This is a genomic window from Bizionia gelidisalsuginis (assembly GCF_008086185.1).
In the GTDB taxonomy this organism is placed as follows: Bacteria; Bacteroidota; Bacteroidia; order Flavobacteriales; family Flavobacteriaceae; genus Bizionia; species Bizionia saleffrena.
The window spans coordinates 354,033-369,158 of sequence record NZ_VSKN01000001.1 but is presented as its reverse complement, the minus strand read 5'-3'; the positions used below and the strand labels follow the sequence as shown (position 1 = coordinate 369,158).

Genomic DNA, 15,126 nt, shown 5'->3' with positions numbered 1-15,126 from the left:
ATGAGTAAAACATATAAAACAAGCGTCAATTCTAACTATAATTTTGAGTTATCGCAAGACAGCGTTTCAACATTAGATGCTTTAAAAACAGCGGACAATACGTTTCATATTCTTGAGAACAATACCTCGTTTAAGGCACAGATTTTAGCTTCAGATTTTAATAAAAAGAGTTATAAAGTGGAAATCAATGACACCACTTACGCCGTTCAAATAAACGACGAACTCGATGATTTAATTAAAGAAATGGGATTTGAGATTGGAGCGTCCAAAACAATAAACGACATTAAAGCACCGATGCCAGGCCTTATTTTATCTTTAAATGTAAGCGAAGGTCAGGAGGTTAAAGAAAATGATCCTTTGTTAATTTTAGAAGCAATGAAGATGGAAAATGTATTTAATTCACCTCGCGATGGCATTATTAAATCTATTGCTGTGAAGACGGGAGATGCCGTAGAGAAAAATCAATTATTAATTGAATTTGAAAATTAAGATGAAGAAATTACTAGTAGCAAATAGAGGTGAAATTGCCATTCGTGTCATGCGAACAGCAAAAAAAATGGGCATTAAAACGGTCGCAGTATATTCTACTGCCGACAGAAATGCGCCGCACGTAAAATATGCAGACGAAGCCGTTTTAATTGGTGAAGCGCCTTCAAATCAATCCTATTTATTAGGCGATAAAATTATTGAAGTTGCGAAAAGCTTAAATGTCGATGCCATTCATCCAGGATATGGTTTCCTCTCTGAAAATGCTGAATTTGCGGAAAAAGCAGAACAAAATAACATCCTTTTTATTGGTCCGAAATCCAAAGCCATTAAAATAATGGGAAGTAAATTAGCAGCCAAAGAAGCGGTTAAAGCGTACGATATCCCAATGGTTCCGGGTACCGCAGAAGCGATTACCGATATTCCTGAAGCTAAAAAAATTGCTACTACCATTGGCTTTCCAATTATTATTAAAGCCTCTGCCGGTGGTGGAGGAAAAGGAATGCGCGTGGTAGAAAAGGAAGCGGACTTCGAATCGCAAATGGATCGCGCCATCAGTGAAGCTGTAAACGCTTTTGGTGATGGTTCCGTATTTATCGAGAAATATGTGGCCTCTCCGCGACATATTGAAATACAAATAATGGCCGATAATCACGGTAATGTGATTCATTTATTCGAGCGAGAATGTAGTATACAGCGGCGCCATCAAAAAGTTGTCGAAGAAGCTCCTTCCGCTGTATTGACTCCCGAATTGCGAGAGAAGATGGGACAAGCCGCTATAGAAGTAGCTAAAGCTTGCGATTATGTAAATGCAGGAACAGTGGAGTTTTTATTAGACGACGACCTCAATTTCTATTTTCTAGAAATGAATACGCGTTTGCAAGTAGAACACCCCGTTACCGAGCTTATTACGGGTACCGACTTAGTCGAATTGCAGATTAGAGTCGCAAGGAATGAAGTGCTTCAACTTAAACAAAGCGATTTAAAAATTAAAGGACACGCTATCGAATTACGTGTGTACGCCGAAGATCCATTAAACGATTTTTTACCTAGCGTGGGGCATTTAGACGTGTACCAATTACCAGTGGGCGAAAACATTAGAGTGGATAATGGTTTCGAGCAAGGAATGGATATCCCTATTTATTACGACCCAATGTTGGCCAAATTAATAACCTATGGCGACACAAGAGCTGAAGCGATTCAATTAATGAGTACAGCCATTAGCGCGTATAAAGTGGAAGGCATACAGACCACTTTACCTTTTGGTGCTTTTGTTTGCCAACACGAAGCGTTTACCTCAGGGCATTTCAATACGCATTTCGTTAAGCAGTTTTATTCGCCAGAAGCTATAAAAGCAAAACAAGAGAATGAAGCAAAAATAGCCGCGAAAATAGCTCTGAAACAATATATTGAAGATCAAAAAGTGCTACGCGTACCAACGAAATAAGCGCTCATCACAATAAAAAACAATGCAATGTGCTTTTAAGCGCGCATTTTAAAATACACTTAGAAAAATGGATTCTAAAATTAAAGATTTAAACAAAAAACTGACGTTAGCTCACTTGGGTGGCGGACAGGTACGTATAGATAAACAACACGAAAAAAAGAAATTAACAGCACGCGAACGGGTGACTTACCTTTTAGACGATGGTTCTTTTGAAGAAATTGGAGCGTTAGTCACACACCGAACTAAAGATTTCGGAATGGAAAATCAGCAGTTTTATGGTGATGGGGTTGTTACAGGTTACGGAACAATAAGCGGAAGATTGATTTATGTTTTTGCCCAAGATTTCACCGTTTTTGGAGGCTCACTTTCTGAAACGCACGCCGAAAAAATATGTAAAGTAATGGATTTAGCAGTAAAAGTAGGTGCTCCCATTATCGGACTTAATGATTCTGGTGGTGCGCGTATTCAAGAAGGAGTACGCTCGCTTGGTGGTTATGCCGATATTTTTTACAAAAATGTTCAAGCTTCGGGAGTAATTCCTCAAATTTCAGCCATAATGGGACCTTGTGCCGGTGGTGCCGTGTATTCGCCAGCAATGACCGATTTTACACTTATGGTAGAAAATACCAGTTATATGTTTGTAACAGGCCCAAATGTTGTAAAGACGGTAACTAACGAAACCGTAACCTCTGAAGAATTGGGTGGTGCGAGCACACACTCCACAAAATCGGGAGTAACTCATATTACATCGGCTAACGATATTGAATGTTTGGAAGACGTTAAAAAATTAATGAGCTATCTTCCTCAGAATAATACCGAAAAAACGAAAGCCCTTCCTTTTGAATTAAAAGAGGAAACGCGCGAGGTATTAGCAAATATAATTCCTGATAACGCAAATAAACCGTACGATATGCACAGCGTTATTAACGGTATAATTGACGAAGACTCGTTTTACGAAATTCATAAGAATTTTGCAGAAAATATAGTGGTCGGTTTTGCACGGTTGGGCGGGAAAAGCATTGGTATTGTTGCCAATCAGCCGTTATATTTAGCCGGCGTTTTAGATGTTGATAGTTCAACAAAAGCGGCACGATTTGTCCGTTTCTGCGATTGCTTCAACATTCCATTACTAGTCTTAGAAGATGTGCCTGGATTTTTACCGGGAACCGATCAAGAATGGAACGCAATTATTACTAACGGAGCAAAATTATTGTATGCTTTTAGTGAAGCAACTGTACCTCGTATTACCGTTATTACACGTAAAGCCTACGGTGGCGCTTACGATGTAATGAACTCGAAACACATTGGTGCCGATATGAACTATGCGTGGCCAAGTGCTGAAATTGCAGTAATGGGCGCTAAAGGAGCAGCGGAAATTATCTTTAAGAAAGAAATCTCTGCAGCCGAAGATAGCGACGGCAAATGGAAAGAAAAAGAAGCTGAATATGCCGCTCTTTTTGCAAATCCGTACAGTGCCGCAGAACGTGGATTTATAGACGAAGTTATTTTACCACAAGATACCCGCCGAAAGTTAATAAAAGCTTTCGCTATGCTAGAAGACAAGCAGATCGAAACACCAAAACGCAAGCACGGAAATATTCCGTTATAGAGCGATACGAGACAATATATCGACCACCGAGGCGATAATATACTCTACGCCTATGGCGATAACGATAAACCCGATAATTCGGGAAAGTGCATTAATACCAGAAGCGCCCAAGAATTTAACGATGAAATGGGCGCTTTTTAGTATTACATAAATACATATCGTGACTAAAAGCATCGCTCCTAAAAGCGTCCATATTTCATATATTTTCTGATATTCTTGGTTATAAGCGATCAAGAGCGAGATAGTTCCAGGCCCTGCCAGCATTGGTATAGATAACGGTGTTAACGATATAGAATCTCGCGAATGTATATCTTTTTGCACACGCTCGCGTTTCATTCCTTTATGTTCTCCAAATTTCCCTGTTAACAAAGCAAAACCAGAGGACGCGATAATAAGTCCGCCGGCAATTTTAAGCGCATTCAAACTGATTCCGAAAAAGGACAAGATATACTTGCCCGCAAAAAATGATAAAAGCAAAATAACAAAGACATTTAAAGCCGTCCAAAAGGCCGTTATAGCGCGCTCCTTTTTACTGTGTTCTTGCGTTAACCCCACAAAAACAGGTACAGTTCCTAAAGGATTCATAATCGAGAATAAGGCACCAAAACTTAATAAGAATAATTCCATAGTTTTTTATGCAAATTCCGTTCTTTTTCCCCTAAAGAAAGTTAGCACCTCATTAAAATATAATTACCGAATAGTTAATTATTAGTCTTTAATAATTTGTCGCTATACATTAATTTAACACCGCTTAAATGGGTAATAAACTAAAGTTTACAAATAGACTGAATACCTTTTTTAAATAATTTTAAAGCATTGGTCGCTTTGGGGACGGCTATAGAATAATAAACGCCGACACCTTAATTTAGGGTCACGGTATTTTCTTTATCTTAGTTAGCAATTCAATTGTTGTTTACTTTATTTAAGAAAGACACAACAAAAGGCAAAAACAACTCCTACTATGAAATTATTACTGTATATTATAATCTTAACAACCACACAAACAATGGCTATAATTTTCAATTTTAATACATCTTCCAACATTACAAACTGGCGCGTAGTAGATGATGTCGTTATGGGAGGGCGCTCTAACGGCACTTTCTCTCTCAACAAAGATGGCAACGGTGTTTTCACTGGCAGCGTCTCTTTAAAAAATAATGGCGGTTTTTCGTCTTTGCGTTTCAATACAGAGAAAACTAGCGTAGAAGGATTTTCGAATATTGTTTTAAGACTTCGCGGTGATGGAAAAACCTATCAGTTTAGAGTAAAAACAAAAGCGACAGATGTCCATTCTTATATTACGACTTTTAAAACATCGGGAGAATGGGAAGACATTAGTATTCCTTTAAAAGACTTGTATCCTTCCTTTCGCGGAAGAACGCTAGAGATGACTAATTTTTCGGCAGAATCTTTTGAAGAAATTGGTTTTTTAATTGGTAATAAAAGAGAGGAATCTTTTACGTTATTTTTAGATAGTATACGGTTACAATAGAAAACATTTCAATTTAGCTGTATTCGCTTAGCTTCCATTAAATTTAATATTTCCGCTGGTATTATATATTATAATTCACCCCAAGGGACTAAAACCTATGAAAAAATTACTACTACTTTTTACATTGACTATTTTTGTGCCGTCGGTAAATGCGCAGTGGTCTGAAAACAATGCGTTGTATTTATCAATGGATTATAACTTAGGAAATTATATAGGAATTGATCTCAACGCAAATTACATTTACAACGAAACCTATTCCTTTAAAATTGGGTATACTGGAAATTTGCGAAAACCAAAACGGCAACCTGATGATTTTAGCAGGGGTTTTCCAGGTCTCTTTACGCTTGGATTAATTGGCCCTTTCGATACTATGGAAAATTACCAAATAGGAGCTGGACGGATTATTAAGTTAAATAACAAAGGGAGTATTAGATTAAATCTTTCTATGGGCATAGGCCTTACTACTATAAAAGAGGCCACAAATTGGCAAAGAGATTCAGCCTACCTGTTAGATAAAAATTACAGTTATCAATACCATCGTTACCGAACACTAAGTCTTATTATTAACCCAAAAATAGAATTCCCATTTACGCGAATCTACGGACTTAGTCTATCGCCAATGGTGCAAATAAACAAAGACCGAACGTATTTTGGAATTGGAATTGGGCAACTATTAGGTGTGCTTAAGAAAAGGGATAACGTTAAAAAATAAATTGCTATAGTTCTTAATTCTTCATAAAACTTAAGTATCTAAATGTAGAACCCGAAGCAAAACCTCGGGAGATACTGTGGGTAAAACCACCAATAACAGTCTTAGTTTTTTACAAGCACCCACAACTCCACTTCTTCTTCCGAACGCCAATGTTGGTCGCGATTTGTTTGTTTTGAAGCGCCTCGCACACTTTTCTTATAACAGTGTTGCAATTTAAAACGTCCGCCCTCCGCAAGCTCCCTTTCGATGGGATGCTCTTTGGTAACGTTAGTAATTTGAGCCAAATTTGAAAAAAGCAGTACCAAATGACCATCGTCTAAAAGACGCTCCTTGGCACCTTTAAAGAAATCAGGAAACAAGTTTTTAGGGTAATATATAGCTTCATCAAGAGCATCCACCCTGCGAGGTTCTGGTAACCACGGCGGATTAAAAACAATCAGTTCTGTCTGCTGCTCAAATTTACCAAAAAGAGATCCGTGGTCTAATTCTATTTTACGAGATAACTTCGTGTCGCCCATAAACTCAGTTAGTCCTACCACGGCATTCGGGTTAATATCGGTTCCTAAGACTTTCTGAAATCCGTGTTTTACGAGTTGTAAAGACAGTACGCCACTACCAAACCCAACATCGATCGCTGTTTTTTTCGCTCCTTCATAGCGCTTCAACCAATTATCGAACAACTCTAAATGATCAAAACGAGTCGGCACGTACGTGCCGTAATACGGGTGTAATTTATTTCTTAACACCGGAATTAACACCCCTTTTTCGTACCATTGCCAAGAGCTGTTTAAGCCTTGTACTTGTGGAAAAGTCAATAAAAAATTAGAAGTTTCAGGATACAGTCTTTCCAACCAACCAATTACCGGTGCTTTTTTTACTATTAATTTATGATCTGCAATTTCTATGACTATAAGATTCGATAGTTTTCGGTATTCCGATCGGTATTTGCGCTGCTCTAAAAATGTTTTATTAGGAAACTGCTTTTTAAGATGGTCTTGTAAGGCTTTAAGAAGCACCAATCCATTGCTATAAAAAGCGGTAATTAAAACATGTTTCCCTGCTTCTAAAGCTTTTATAGTTAGTTTAACATCTGTCGCGCGATTAAATAATTCTAAACGTTTTTCCGGAACAAAAGGTGCAGGTTTATTAATAGTAATATCTGTGCTCATAAATAATTGTATTGTTTTCGATTAAGAAGTAAAAACGACTAATCTACTTTTTTAACTGAATATAATGGATAAAAGATCGATTCAAAATAGTCAAAAATAAATTCTTAGCAATGGGCCACAGTGCTATAAAGAGATCATTAGTATCGAAAATGAGTAATAATCGGCAAAGATACTTTAATAAATTCCATTACATACCCGATTATAAAGGTTTATCTATCAAATAATAAAAACAAAATAGTAATATAAGTGTCACAGTGCTTAAAAAAATAAAACCTAGTATATCTATTTACTATCTCCAACTGTCATTATGAAGAAAACACTCTTCGTTGCGTATTTTACAACAATTTAAAGTAACTATTACTTATATTGAACCCGCTAATTAACCCGCATTAAAAGGGAACCAATAATTTTGAATCCTTATTTTAAAGAGCACACCCATAGTCATCTATTTTAGGTGCCTTAAATTATAAAATAATATGAAAAAACGCATTGCAGGAATTGTTATTATATGCCTTATGGTGGCTTGCACCTCGAACAAAGACTATTACTTAGTAAAATTTAGCTTGAGTAATTCTGATAAAACCGGAGCGTCTTCAGGCTATATGAATTCTAAAGGAGATTTAATTATTCCTGTGGAAAAATACGATTATTGTTTTACCGACACCATTCGCGATTTAGGAATGGTCGTTGAAAAAGAAACGGGAAGAATTTTGGGTATTGATCGTAATGCCAATGAAATATTTGAGGTTTTTAAATACGATAATGGTCCTGATTTTGTAGAAAGCGGATTGTTTAGAATCCTTAAAAACGGAAAAATTGGTTATGCCAATACCAAAGGAGAAGTTATAATAGAACCTCAATTTGAATGTGCTTATCCGTTTGAAGGCCACTTTGCAAAAGTATCCAACACTTGCAAAACAGTTAACGATGGTGAATATACGGCTTGGGAAAGTGAGCACTGGTATCGCATTTCGAAAGATGGAAAACGCGTAAAAATTTAAGATTCTTTTTATAAAATACCCCCTTTGAAAACCAACTTAACATACAATCCGTTTTCTGGTCTATTAGCCGAGGATATCAACGCAGTTCTCGTGCCGCGATTTAATATGGAAACCCTTATCTCAAAAATTAAACAACCCGAAGAATTATTTACTATTGAGTTTTTAGGGAAACAAGGCCGCGGAAAAACGACACATTTAAGGTCTGTGCACCAACAGTTAAAAGGGTTCCCTATCGTGTTTCTTAATGCGAAATCTTCAGCATCAGAAGTACTAAACCATACTAAAGAAATTCTTTTCATAGATAGTATTCATCATTTAAAAATTAAGGAACGCTTACAATTATTTAAACAGAAGAAAACCATCGTTTACACCACACATTACACCAGAAAATGGGAGTGTTTAATTGCTAAAAAAAAGATATATTCGTTGCAATTTAACGGGATTGAACCAGAAACACTTCAGCTGATACTAAATAAACGTTTACTTTTAGCATCGCCTGAAGGTCTAGAATGCGAAAATCTATTTTCGGTAAAGGATTCCACGGTATTAATAAAAAAATTTAAAGACAATTACAGAGCAATTATTAACCATCTTTACGAAACCTATCAATGACTAAAACGATCTTTACACAAGAGTTTATAATAGAAAGCGTGTCTACGGCAAACGTGGTATCGGGTTACTGCACTATTTTGGCTTCGGAAACTATTCACGCCGATGGAATCACTGGAATGATTTATTTTGAAGCCAGAGGCCGAATGACGAGTCAAAAGGAACACGTGTTAACTATAGAATTGGCGCACGACCAGGCTCTGTATAAAAATAAAACGTATACCCTTCCTTTTTCTTTTGATTTACCTGCGGACAGCATAGAATCCTACAGCTGTAAAAACGTGAGCTTTTCTTATAGTTGCGACATTATACTGGCTATTAATGAAAACGATAGCAGTACAATAGAAAGAAGCGCATTTGCCAAGATAAAAGCGGTAGTAAGCTCTAAAAATGAAATAAAAACCACGCATTATTTTAACTTCGAAAACAAAAACAGACCTTATGAAGTATTTGAAATTAAGGAGAAGTTTTATTTGCAGACCAATTTGTTTATCTCCTTAATTTTTATCTTAATTTTTGGCGCTATATACAGCTATTATATACCCGATTTTAATACTCTATATATAGTTTTAGGTGTTATTTTAGTTTTTCTTTTAGTTTTTGTTAGTAATCAATTTATTAAAGGTGCGCTGGGAAAAGTATCTCTAGAAACGTTACAAAATGACGACGGCTTTTATTGCAAAATTTACAAAACCAAGAAATTTAATTTATCTAACCAAACGCTCTATTATGAAATTATAGAAGAAGTCACAGATTCTAGAGGCTCATCAACGTCGACCGCTATAGAAACCATCTTTACATCGCATAAAAAACCATTAACAGATTTTAGAGACACCTCTACCATACAATTCAATTACCCTCAAGAAAGTGGCTTACAATCGGTAAACTATAAGGATGTTTCTATTTTTTGGCGCGTGGTTTTAGAAGGTAATTATTATGGTAATAAAATGAAATATTCAAGAAAATTTAAAGTCGATAAACGAAATCCATCAGTTTAGTATTTAACATGATACACCATTTTTACACGTCTGTTTTTAACGGCATTTTTACAGTTTTAGACACGTTGAATAGGAATGAAATGATGCTAAAAAAACATCAAGAATCCATCAAAAAAAACAATCTTTATATAATTTAAAGGCACTACTATGAACTATGAAAAATAATTCGTTTTGGGATACCGTCTCCAATTACTTAAAATTTCAAATAATTGCTGGTGCTATAATTTTTGTCGTGGTTATAATTTGTGCTATTGCAAAATCGTTTTTATACCTCTTTTAGGCAAAAGACAACAAAAATTTAGATACGACATATATAAAACACCTGTTTTAGTACTTTACCAAAGTGATCAGCATTGTTGTGACGTCTAGTTTTTTTTATATAAAAATTGATACTCATAACACATCACACTGTGGCGTTATAATAAAACGGTCCAAATAATTAAACGAATGGCAAAAATTGAAAGAGACGACATCCAAATAATAAGTCGACATAGTAATTGGTCTGTAAAAAACATAGACCAAACGCTTAAAGAAAACATCTACAGCACTAAAGAAGCTTGGCAGAAGTTCCTTAGACTATTCTTTATCAGTTTAGGCGTTAGCTTTACAATAGCAGGAATTATTTTCTTTTTTGCTTACAATTGGGCGCACCTCGATAAATTCTTTAAAATTGGATTAGTTGAAGGTTTAATAACCGCAACTACTTTAGTAATTTTATTCTCTAAATTAAGTCATGATATTAAAAACATAATACTTACTGGCGCAGCAATGTTAGTAGGTGTTTTATTTGCAGTTTTTGGTCAGATTTATCAAACAGGAGCTAATGCGTACGACTTTTTTCTGGGTTGGACTTTACTTATAACCTTGTGGGTTGCTGTTTCAAATTTCGCTCCTTTGTGGCTTATTTTCATCCTCTTAACAAACACCACAATCGTATTATATTCGCAACAAATAGCACATAACTGGTCTTTTGTTTTTATAACGACTTTACTATTCTCCTGTAATAGTGTGTTTTTAATAGCAACTCTATTTATAAACAAAATTAATAACGCCTTAAAACCGCCACATTGGTTTACAAATAGCTTAGCATTGGCCGTTGTTACTTCAAGTACAATTGGTATTAGTTTTGGTTTATTCGATAACTCTAAAGGTACTTTATTTGTATTACTTACAGTAAGTCTACTAGCTTATAGTGCAGGAATATGGTACGGATTAAAAGCAAGAAATGGTTTTTATCTCTCAGTGATTCCGTTTAGTGTAATCGTTATTATTTCTGCATTGCTCATTAAATTATCTGATGATTTTGGTATGTTTTTCTTAATTACCATATTCGTTATTACCAGTGTAACCTTAGTTATTAAAAACCTAATCAATCTTCAGAAAAAATGGATAAATTAGCGCATAAAAAGGTCTTATTAGATACGATTCGTTTATCGGAAGGTGCAACATTTGAATGTAACGAAGAGGCTATTCTTGAAGAGTATACACAGAAAGTAGAGAACACTTCCAGTGTAGCGATTAAGGTACTTTCTGTTTTTGGAGGTTTATTTGCATCACTTTTCTTTATAGGCTTTCTGGCGATTACTGGTTTATATAACTCTGAAATAGGGCTTTTAATTTTCGGAGCCTCATTTATCATTGCGGCAACCGCAATAAACAAAGCAGTTTCTAAACTTATTATCGATACGATTAGCTTTTCTATGTATGCCATTGGTTTTATTCTATTAGCTTTTGGCCTATACGGTATGGATTTAGGTTATAATTTTATTGTTGTGCTATTCATAATAATAGCATTTAGCGCTTTGTATGTTACTCAGAATTATATGTTTTCATTTATTTCTATACTAATAATTAGTGGAGGTTTTCTTGCTTTAATCGTTTTAAATGACGTTTACACTGTCGTTCATCTATATATTGCAATGTGCACTTTGCTACTCACCTATGTCTTTCTAAATGAAGCTAAAATAATAGTGTCAAGTAAAAAACTATCGAAACTTTATAATCCATTAAAAACAGCGCTTATTTTCTCTTTGCTATTTGGTTTTATCACTCTTGGTGAAACCATTTTAACTACAGAGTCCGTGCAAATGCTTTGGCTATCGTCTGTCGCTATAATCGCTATAATTTTATATTTAATATCCATAATTATTAAAATAAACGAGATCGCAGAGGCTAAAACGAAAATAATTATTTACATATTGAGTGCTTTAATACTAAGCTCTACCCTATTTTTACCAGCAATTTCTGGCACACTTTTAATTATATTATTAAGCGTATTGGTTAACTATAAAACAGGATTAGCCATCGGTATAATCGCTTTTATATATTTTACAATTCAGTATTATTACGACTTACATTTCACCTTGCTAATCAAGTCGATCCTTTTAATGTCTTCTGGAATGGTATTTATTTTACTCTATCTATTCACTTCAAAACAGCTAAATTCTAATGAAAAAATATAAATGGATCATCATACTACTAAACCTTATTATTGTATTGGTAGTATTTAACAATTCTGTAGTAAAAAAGGAAACCTTACTTACCGATGGAACGCTTATTTTATTAGAATTAACTCCAGTAGATCCACGCTCGTTAATGCAAGGCGATTATATGGATTTACGCTATGCCATCTCAGACAATCTTAACGACAATTACGACAATGAGGATAGCTCTAAAAGAGGCTTTTGCGTTGTTACTTTAGATGATAACAAAGTTGCTAAAAGAGTACGTCTCCAAAACCATAAAACTCCGCTTAACAGAAAAGAGTTTCTTATAGAATACAACGCGAGACAATGGAACGGTATTACTATTGGTGCCGAATCTTTCTTCTTTCAAGAGGGCACGGCAGAAAAGTACGAGAATGCTAAATATGGCGGTCTAAAAATAGACAGGGAAGGCAACAGTTTGTTAGTGGGCTTGTACGATGAAAACCGAAATAAAATTGAATAACCGCAACTATTTTATACCATTATATAGAAACTCATTTACAAATTCGCACCACAATCCGGTTTTTTTTCGCTCTTAATGTATTAAATTAGTTGTTTATAATAGCCGAAATCTCTTATCCCAAAAAACCACAATCCTTTTAATGGAAAACGAATTTACAAAAGTGATGTCCGAAAGGTCTAATGAAGAATTAATAAAAATAGTAACTGTCGACACTTCAAATTACAATGCAACAGCGATAGAAGCTGCACATTCTGAAATTGAAAAACGAGCTATTAATACCAGCGAATTTGAGGAGCTTAAGGAAAAAGCAACGCTTATAAAAACGCAAGAAGTAAAAACGAGTAGTGTGGATTCTGGAGTTCGTCTTTTAAATTTTACAATCGATTTTATTGTTTGGTTAATTATAGTATTTATAGGAAGCTTTATCATTGAGTACTTTATTGCCCCCTCTAGCCAATCGATGATTTCATTTTTAATTTATGCGCTCATTTTCGGAACCTACCTTGCCTATTACGCTATTATGGAATTAAAGTTTCAAAAAACGGTAGGTAAGTTTATCACCAAAACCAAAGTGGTAAAACTAAATGGCGAAAAGCCCAAAAGTGGCGAGATTATTAATCGCACCTTTTGTCGCTTAATTCCGTTCGACCGCATTTCGTTTGTCTTTACCAACAACGGATTTCACGATTATGTATCGAAAACAAAAGTGGTAAAAGATAGCGCAGTAAAAGAGTACTAATAGAAACCGTTTTTAACCCTTATTTAATCTTTACCGTTTTCTTCTAAAGATCACGTTGTAGCTTTTTAGGTTTTTAATCAATTGGAATTTTAAAAGCGAAATAAAAAATACAAACACAGTTCCTTTGCGGTTGCCATTCTATTTAAGTTCGGCGTGGCTCTGCTTTAACTAACCTTATATTTACAGCTGATTTGAGATGGATTCCGGATTTAGTTCCTAAAGCCCACTACTTTCTTAAACAATACTGCTCGTTGCACCGAGTAATTACTTAATTAAAATCTCGTTTTTAACAATCACCGTTGTAATTTCCTGTAACAGTTCTTTTTGTTCCTCAAGAAACTGATGTATTTTAAACGGGGTGTCCATTATTTCAATAAGATGCGGGTGTTTAAGGTGGCGCATTTCACTTGTACCCCAAATTATACTCTGATTGTTGAAATACCCCCTACTCACATTGAGATGCAAAACTTGTTGTAACCCAAAAGCCTTGGCCTTTTTTAAAAGTTCTGTTGAAAAATCTGAAGCATACATTTTTTTCCAAAAGGACTGATTTTGAATTTTTTGTCCGTTTTCAAAATAAATTCTTACGGTTATTAACTCTTTCATTTTTTAGTTCTTTTATTTTTAATTTCAGATAAATGCAAGCCTTTTTCACGTAGAAATAGATGATGCTTTGGACTTCCTATAATTTGAGAAGAATACACGCCAGAGTGCCCGGAAAACAGATAGGCTGTACAGCAAGCTAGTGCGATAAAAACACCTGGTTCGATCCCAAAAAGCTCTATTCCCATTATAGTACACGCTATTGGCGTATTAGTCGCTCCGGCAAAAACAGCGACAAACCCCATTCCTGCGAGCAACTCCATTGGCAAAGGAATAAACCAAACTAATACATTACCTAAGGCAGCACCAATAAAAAATAAAGGCGTTACTTCTCCACCTTTAAATCCCGCACCAAGTGTAAAGGATGTGAATACTAATTTTAATAAAAAATCGTAAGAATTAAGGTTTACATTAAACGCGTCCACAATTGTTGGTATACCGAGCCCTATGTATTTTGTCGTTCCCACAAAATAAATAGCTATTGCCAGTATAGTTCCACCAATAACCGGTCTTAAAGGCGGATAGTTTACATTATTTTTAAAAAGATTACTCCAAAAATGTGTAGATTTAGAAAAGAGCATTGCTACAAGACCAAAAATAATTCCAGCAAGTAAAGACCACAGTACATTTACTGGTGTCATTTCTGCGATCGTATCTATATGGTACTGTGTATGAGAAATATTCCAAATGCTACAAAAATAATCAGCAAAAACCGCAGCCATAAAACTGGGGATAATGGCATCCAATCGCAATCTTCCTAAGACTAAAACTTCCAATGCGAAAATACCTCCGGCTAACGGCGTTCCAAATACAGATGCAAATCCGGCACTAATCCCAGCAATTAAAATAATCTTTCTATCGCGTTTTGACAGTTTAAGAACCTTTGTAAATCGATCTGCAATGGCGCCACCTATTTGCACCGCTGTTCCTTCACGACCCGCTGATCCACCAAATAAATGGGTTAAGATAGTTCCAAACAATACTAGAGGCACCATTCTAAAAGGAATGATTTTTTTTGGGGTATGAAATTCTTCGAGTAATAAATTATTGCCTTTTACGACACTATTTCCATATAAATGATACGATAAACCAATGATAAAACCACCAACTGGTAATAGTGCTATAATCCATAAATGAGATTCGCGCCAATGTGTTGCCCATTCTAAACTCAATAGGAAAAAAGCAGATATACTTCCTACTATAACGCCTAAAGTCAAACAGATTAAAATCCATTTTAAAAGATATAAAAAAGAGGGGATTTGCTCGAATGAGAATAAAAAACTTTTAATTCTATTTGCTTTCATAGTGCCTT

Annotated in this window: 16 protein-coding genes; 12 read left to right on the top strand and 4 right to left on the bottom strand. The window is 35.2% G+C overall.

What is annotated here, in order from left to right; genetic code table 11:
• The 3 genes from ES677_RS01660 (at position 1) to ES677_RS01650 (ending at position 3,542) form a co-directional block, all read left to right on the top strand.
• Positions 1-489, top strand: a complete 489-nt coding sequence (locus ES677_RS01660; protein WP_148370335.1) for a biotin/lipoyl-containing protein — start codon at positions 1-3, stop codon at positions 487-489.
• Between the two features lies 1 nt (position 490).
• Positions 491-1,933 carry an acetyl-CoA carboxylase biotin carboxylase subunit gene (locus ES677_RS01655; protein WP_148380241.1) on the top strand — a complete coding sequence of 481 codons (1,443 nt, stop codon included), beginning with the start codon at positions 491-493 and terminating at the stop codon, positions 1,931-1,933.
• A gap of 67 nt (positions 1,934-2,000) precedes the next feature.
• On the top strand, positions 2,001-3,542 hold the full coding sequence (locus ES677_RS01650; RefSeq protein WP_148370337.1) for an acyl-CoA carboxylase subunit beta: 1,542 nt from the start codon (positions 2,001-2,003) through the stop codon (positions 3,540-3,542).
• Here the strand turns inward: ES677_RS01650 and ES677_RS01645 are convergent.
• On the bottom strand, positions 3,537-4,169 hold the full coding sequence (locus ES677_RS01645; protein WP_148370338.1) for a MarC family NAAT transporter: 633 nt from the start codon (positions 4,167-4,169) through the stop codon (positions 3,537-3,539). The genes ES677_RS01650 and ES677_RS01645 overlap by 6 nt on opposite strands.
• A 334-nt stretch (positions 4,170-4,503) precedes the next feature.
• Between ES677_RS01645 and ES677_RS01640 the strand changes: the two genes are divergently transcribed.
• Both ES677_RS01640 and ES677_RS01635 read left to right on the top strand, forming a co-directional pair.
• Complete coding sequence (locus tag ES677_RS01640; RefSeq protein ID WP_148370339.1) at positions 4,504-5,034, top strand: CIA30 family protein; 531 nt, start codon at positions 4,504-4,506, stop codon at positions 5,032-5,034.
• A 97-nt stretch (positions 5,035-5,131) separates the two neighbouring features.
• The gene (locus ES677_RS01635; RefSeq protein WP_148370340.1) at positions 5,132-5,746 is read left to right on the top strand and encodes a hypothetical protein; all 615 of its coding nucleotides are present in this window, start codon (positions 5,132-5,134) and stop codon (positions 5,744-5,746) included.
• A 101-nt stretch (positions 5,747-5,847) separates the two neighbouring features.
• On the opposite strand, the gene ES677_RS01630 is transcribed toward ES677_RS01635, so the two are convergent.
• Positions 5,848-6,915, bottom strand: a complete 1,068-nt coding sequence (locus ES677_RS01630) for a methyltransferase (protein ID WP_148380240.1) — start codon at positions 6,913-6,915, stop codon at positions 5,848-5,850.
• Positions 6,916-7,391: 476 nt separating this feature from the next.
• On the opposite strand from ES677_RS01630, the gene ES677_RS01625 reads away from it, so the two are divergent.
• The 7 genes from ES677_RS01625 (at position 7,392) to ES677_RS01595 (ending at position 13,211) form a co-directional block, all read left to right on the top strand.
• Positions 7,392-7,916 carry a WG repeat-containing protein gene (locus ES677_RS01625; RefSeq protein WP_148380239.1) on the top strand — a complete coding sequence of 175 codons (525 nt, stop codon included), beginning with the start codon at positions 7,392-7,394 and terminating at the stop codon, positions 7,914-7,916.
• 24 nt (positions 7,917-7,940) lie between these two features.
• A complete protein-coding gene (locus ES677_RS01620; protein WP_148380238.1) occupies positions 7,941-8,528 on the top strand; it encodes a hypothetical protein in 588 nt (195 codons plus the stop codon).
• A complete protein-coding gene (locus ES677_RS01615) occupies positions 8,525-9,523 on the top strand; it encodes a hypothetical protein (protein ID WP_148380237.1) in 999 nt (332 codons plus the stop codon). The genes ES677_RS01620 and ES677_RS01615 overlap by 4 nt, the downstream gene beginning before the upstream one ends.
• 447 nt (positions 9,524-9,970) lie before the next feature.
• Positions 9,971-10,921 carry a DUF2157 domain-containing protein gene (locus tag ES677_RS01610; protein ID WP_148380236.1) on the top strand — a complete coding sequence of 317 codons (951 nt, stop codon included), beginning with the start codon at positions 9,971-9,973 and terminating at the stop codon, positions 10,919-10,921.
• On the top strand, positions 10,909-11,985 hold the full coding sequence (locus ES677_RS01605; protein WP_148380235.1) for a DUF4401 domain-containing protein: 1,077 nt from the start codon (positions 10,909-10,911) through the stop codon (positions 11,983-11,985). Before ES677_RS01610 ends, ES677_RS01605 begins: the two co-directional genes overlap by 13 nt.
• Complete coding sequence (locus ES677_RS01600) at positions 11,972-12,472, top strand: GDYXXLXY domain-containing protein (protein WP_148380234.1); 501 nt, start codon at positions 11,972-11,974, stop codon at positions 12,470-12,472. Before ES677_RS01605 ends, ES677_RS01600 begins: the two co-directional genes overlap by 14 nt.
• Before the next feature lie 139 nt (positions 12,473-12,611).
• Entirely contained in the window at positions 12,612-13,211 is a 600-nt protein-coding gene (locus ES677_RS01595; RefSeq protein ID WP_148380233.1) for an RDD family protein, read from the top strand.
• A gap of 264 nt (positions 13,212-13,475) precedes the next feature.
• Here ES677_RS01595 and ES677_RS01590 read toward each other — a convergent pair whose 3' ends face one another.
• Both ES677_RS01590 and ES677_RS01585 read right to left on the bottom strand, forming a co-directional pair.
• Entirely contained in the window at positions 13,476-13,817 is a 342-nt protein-coding gene (locus tag ES677_RS01590; protein WP_148380232.1) for a DUF190 domain-containing protein, read from the bottom strand.
• On the bottom strand, positions 13,814-15,118 hold the full coding sequence (locus ES677_RS01585; RefSeq protein WP_148380231.1) for a voltage-gated chloride channel family protein: 1,305 nt from the start codon (positions 15,116-15,118) through the stop codon (positions 13,814-13,816). The genes ES677_RS01590 and ES677_RS01585 overlap by 4 nt, the downstream gene beginning before the upstream one ends.
• Between the last annotated feature and the right edge of the window lie 8 nt (positions 15,119-15,126).

Excerpts from the sequence above, each read along its gene's own strand:
- ES677_RS01660 (WP_148370335.1), top strand. The coding sequence starts at position 1 with ATGAGTAAAACATATAAAACAAGCGTCAATTCTAACTATAATTTTGAG.
- ES677_RS01655 (WP_148380241.1), top strand. The coding sequence starts at position 491 with ATGAAGAAATTACTAGTAGCAAATAGAGGTGAAATTGCCATTCGTGTC.
- ES677_RS01650 (WP_148370337.1), top strand. The coding sequence starts at position 2,001 with ATGGATTCTAAAATTAAAGATTTAAACAAAAAACTGACGTTAGCTCAC.
- ES677_RS01645 (WP_148370338.1), bottom strand. The coding sequence starts at position 4,169 with ATGGAATTATTCTTATTAAGTTTTGGTGCCTTATTCTCGATTATGAAT.
- ES677_RS01640 (WP_148370339.1), top strand. The coding sequence starts at position 4,504 with ATGAAATTATTACTGTATATTATAATCTTAACAACCACACAAACAATG.
- ES677_RS01635 (WP_148370340.1), top strand. The coding sequence starts at position 5,132 with ATGAAAAAATTACTACTACTTTTTACATTGACTATTTTTGTGCCGTCG.
- ES677_RS01630 (WP_148380240.1), bottom strand. The coding sequence starts at position 6,915 with ATGAGCACAGATATTACTATTAATAAACCTGCACCTTTTGTTCCGGAA.
- ES677_RS01625 (WP_148380239.1), top strand. The coding sequence starts at position 7,392 with ATGAAAAAACGCATTGCAGGAATTGTTATTATATGCCTTATGGTGGCT.
- ES677_RS01615 (WP_148380237.1), top strand. The coding sequence starts at position 8,525 with ATGACTAAAACGATCTTTACACAAGAGTTTATAATAGAAAGCGTGTCT.
- ES677_RS01610 (WP_148380236.1), top strand. The coding sequence starts at position 9,971 with ATGGCAAAAATTGAAAGAGACGACATCCAAATAATAAGTCGACATAGT.
- ES677_RS01605 (WP_148380235.1), top strand. The coding sequence starts at position 10,909 with ATGGATAAATTAGCGCATAAAAAGGTCTTATTAGATACGATTCGTTTA.
- ES677_RS01600 (WP_148380234.1), top strand. The coding sequence starts at position 11,972 with ATGAAAAAATATAAATGGATCATCATACTACTAAACCTTATTATTGTA.
- ES677_RS01595 (WP_148380233.1), top strand. The coding sequence starts at position 12,612 with ATGGAAAACGAATTTACAAAAGTGATGTCCGAAAGGTCTAATGAAGAA.
- ES677_RS01590 (WP_148380232.1), bottom strand. The coding sequence starts at position 13,817 with ATGAAAGAGTTAATAACCGTAAGAATTTATTTTGAAAACGGACAAAAA.
- ES677_RS01585 (WP_148380231.1), bottom strand. The coding sequence starts at position 15,118 with ATGAAAGCAAATAGAATTAAAAGTTTTTTATTCTCATTCGAGCAAATC.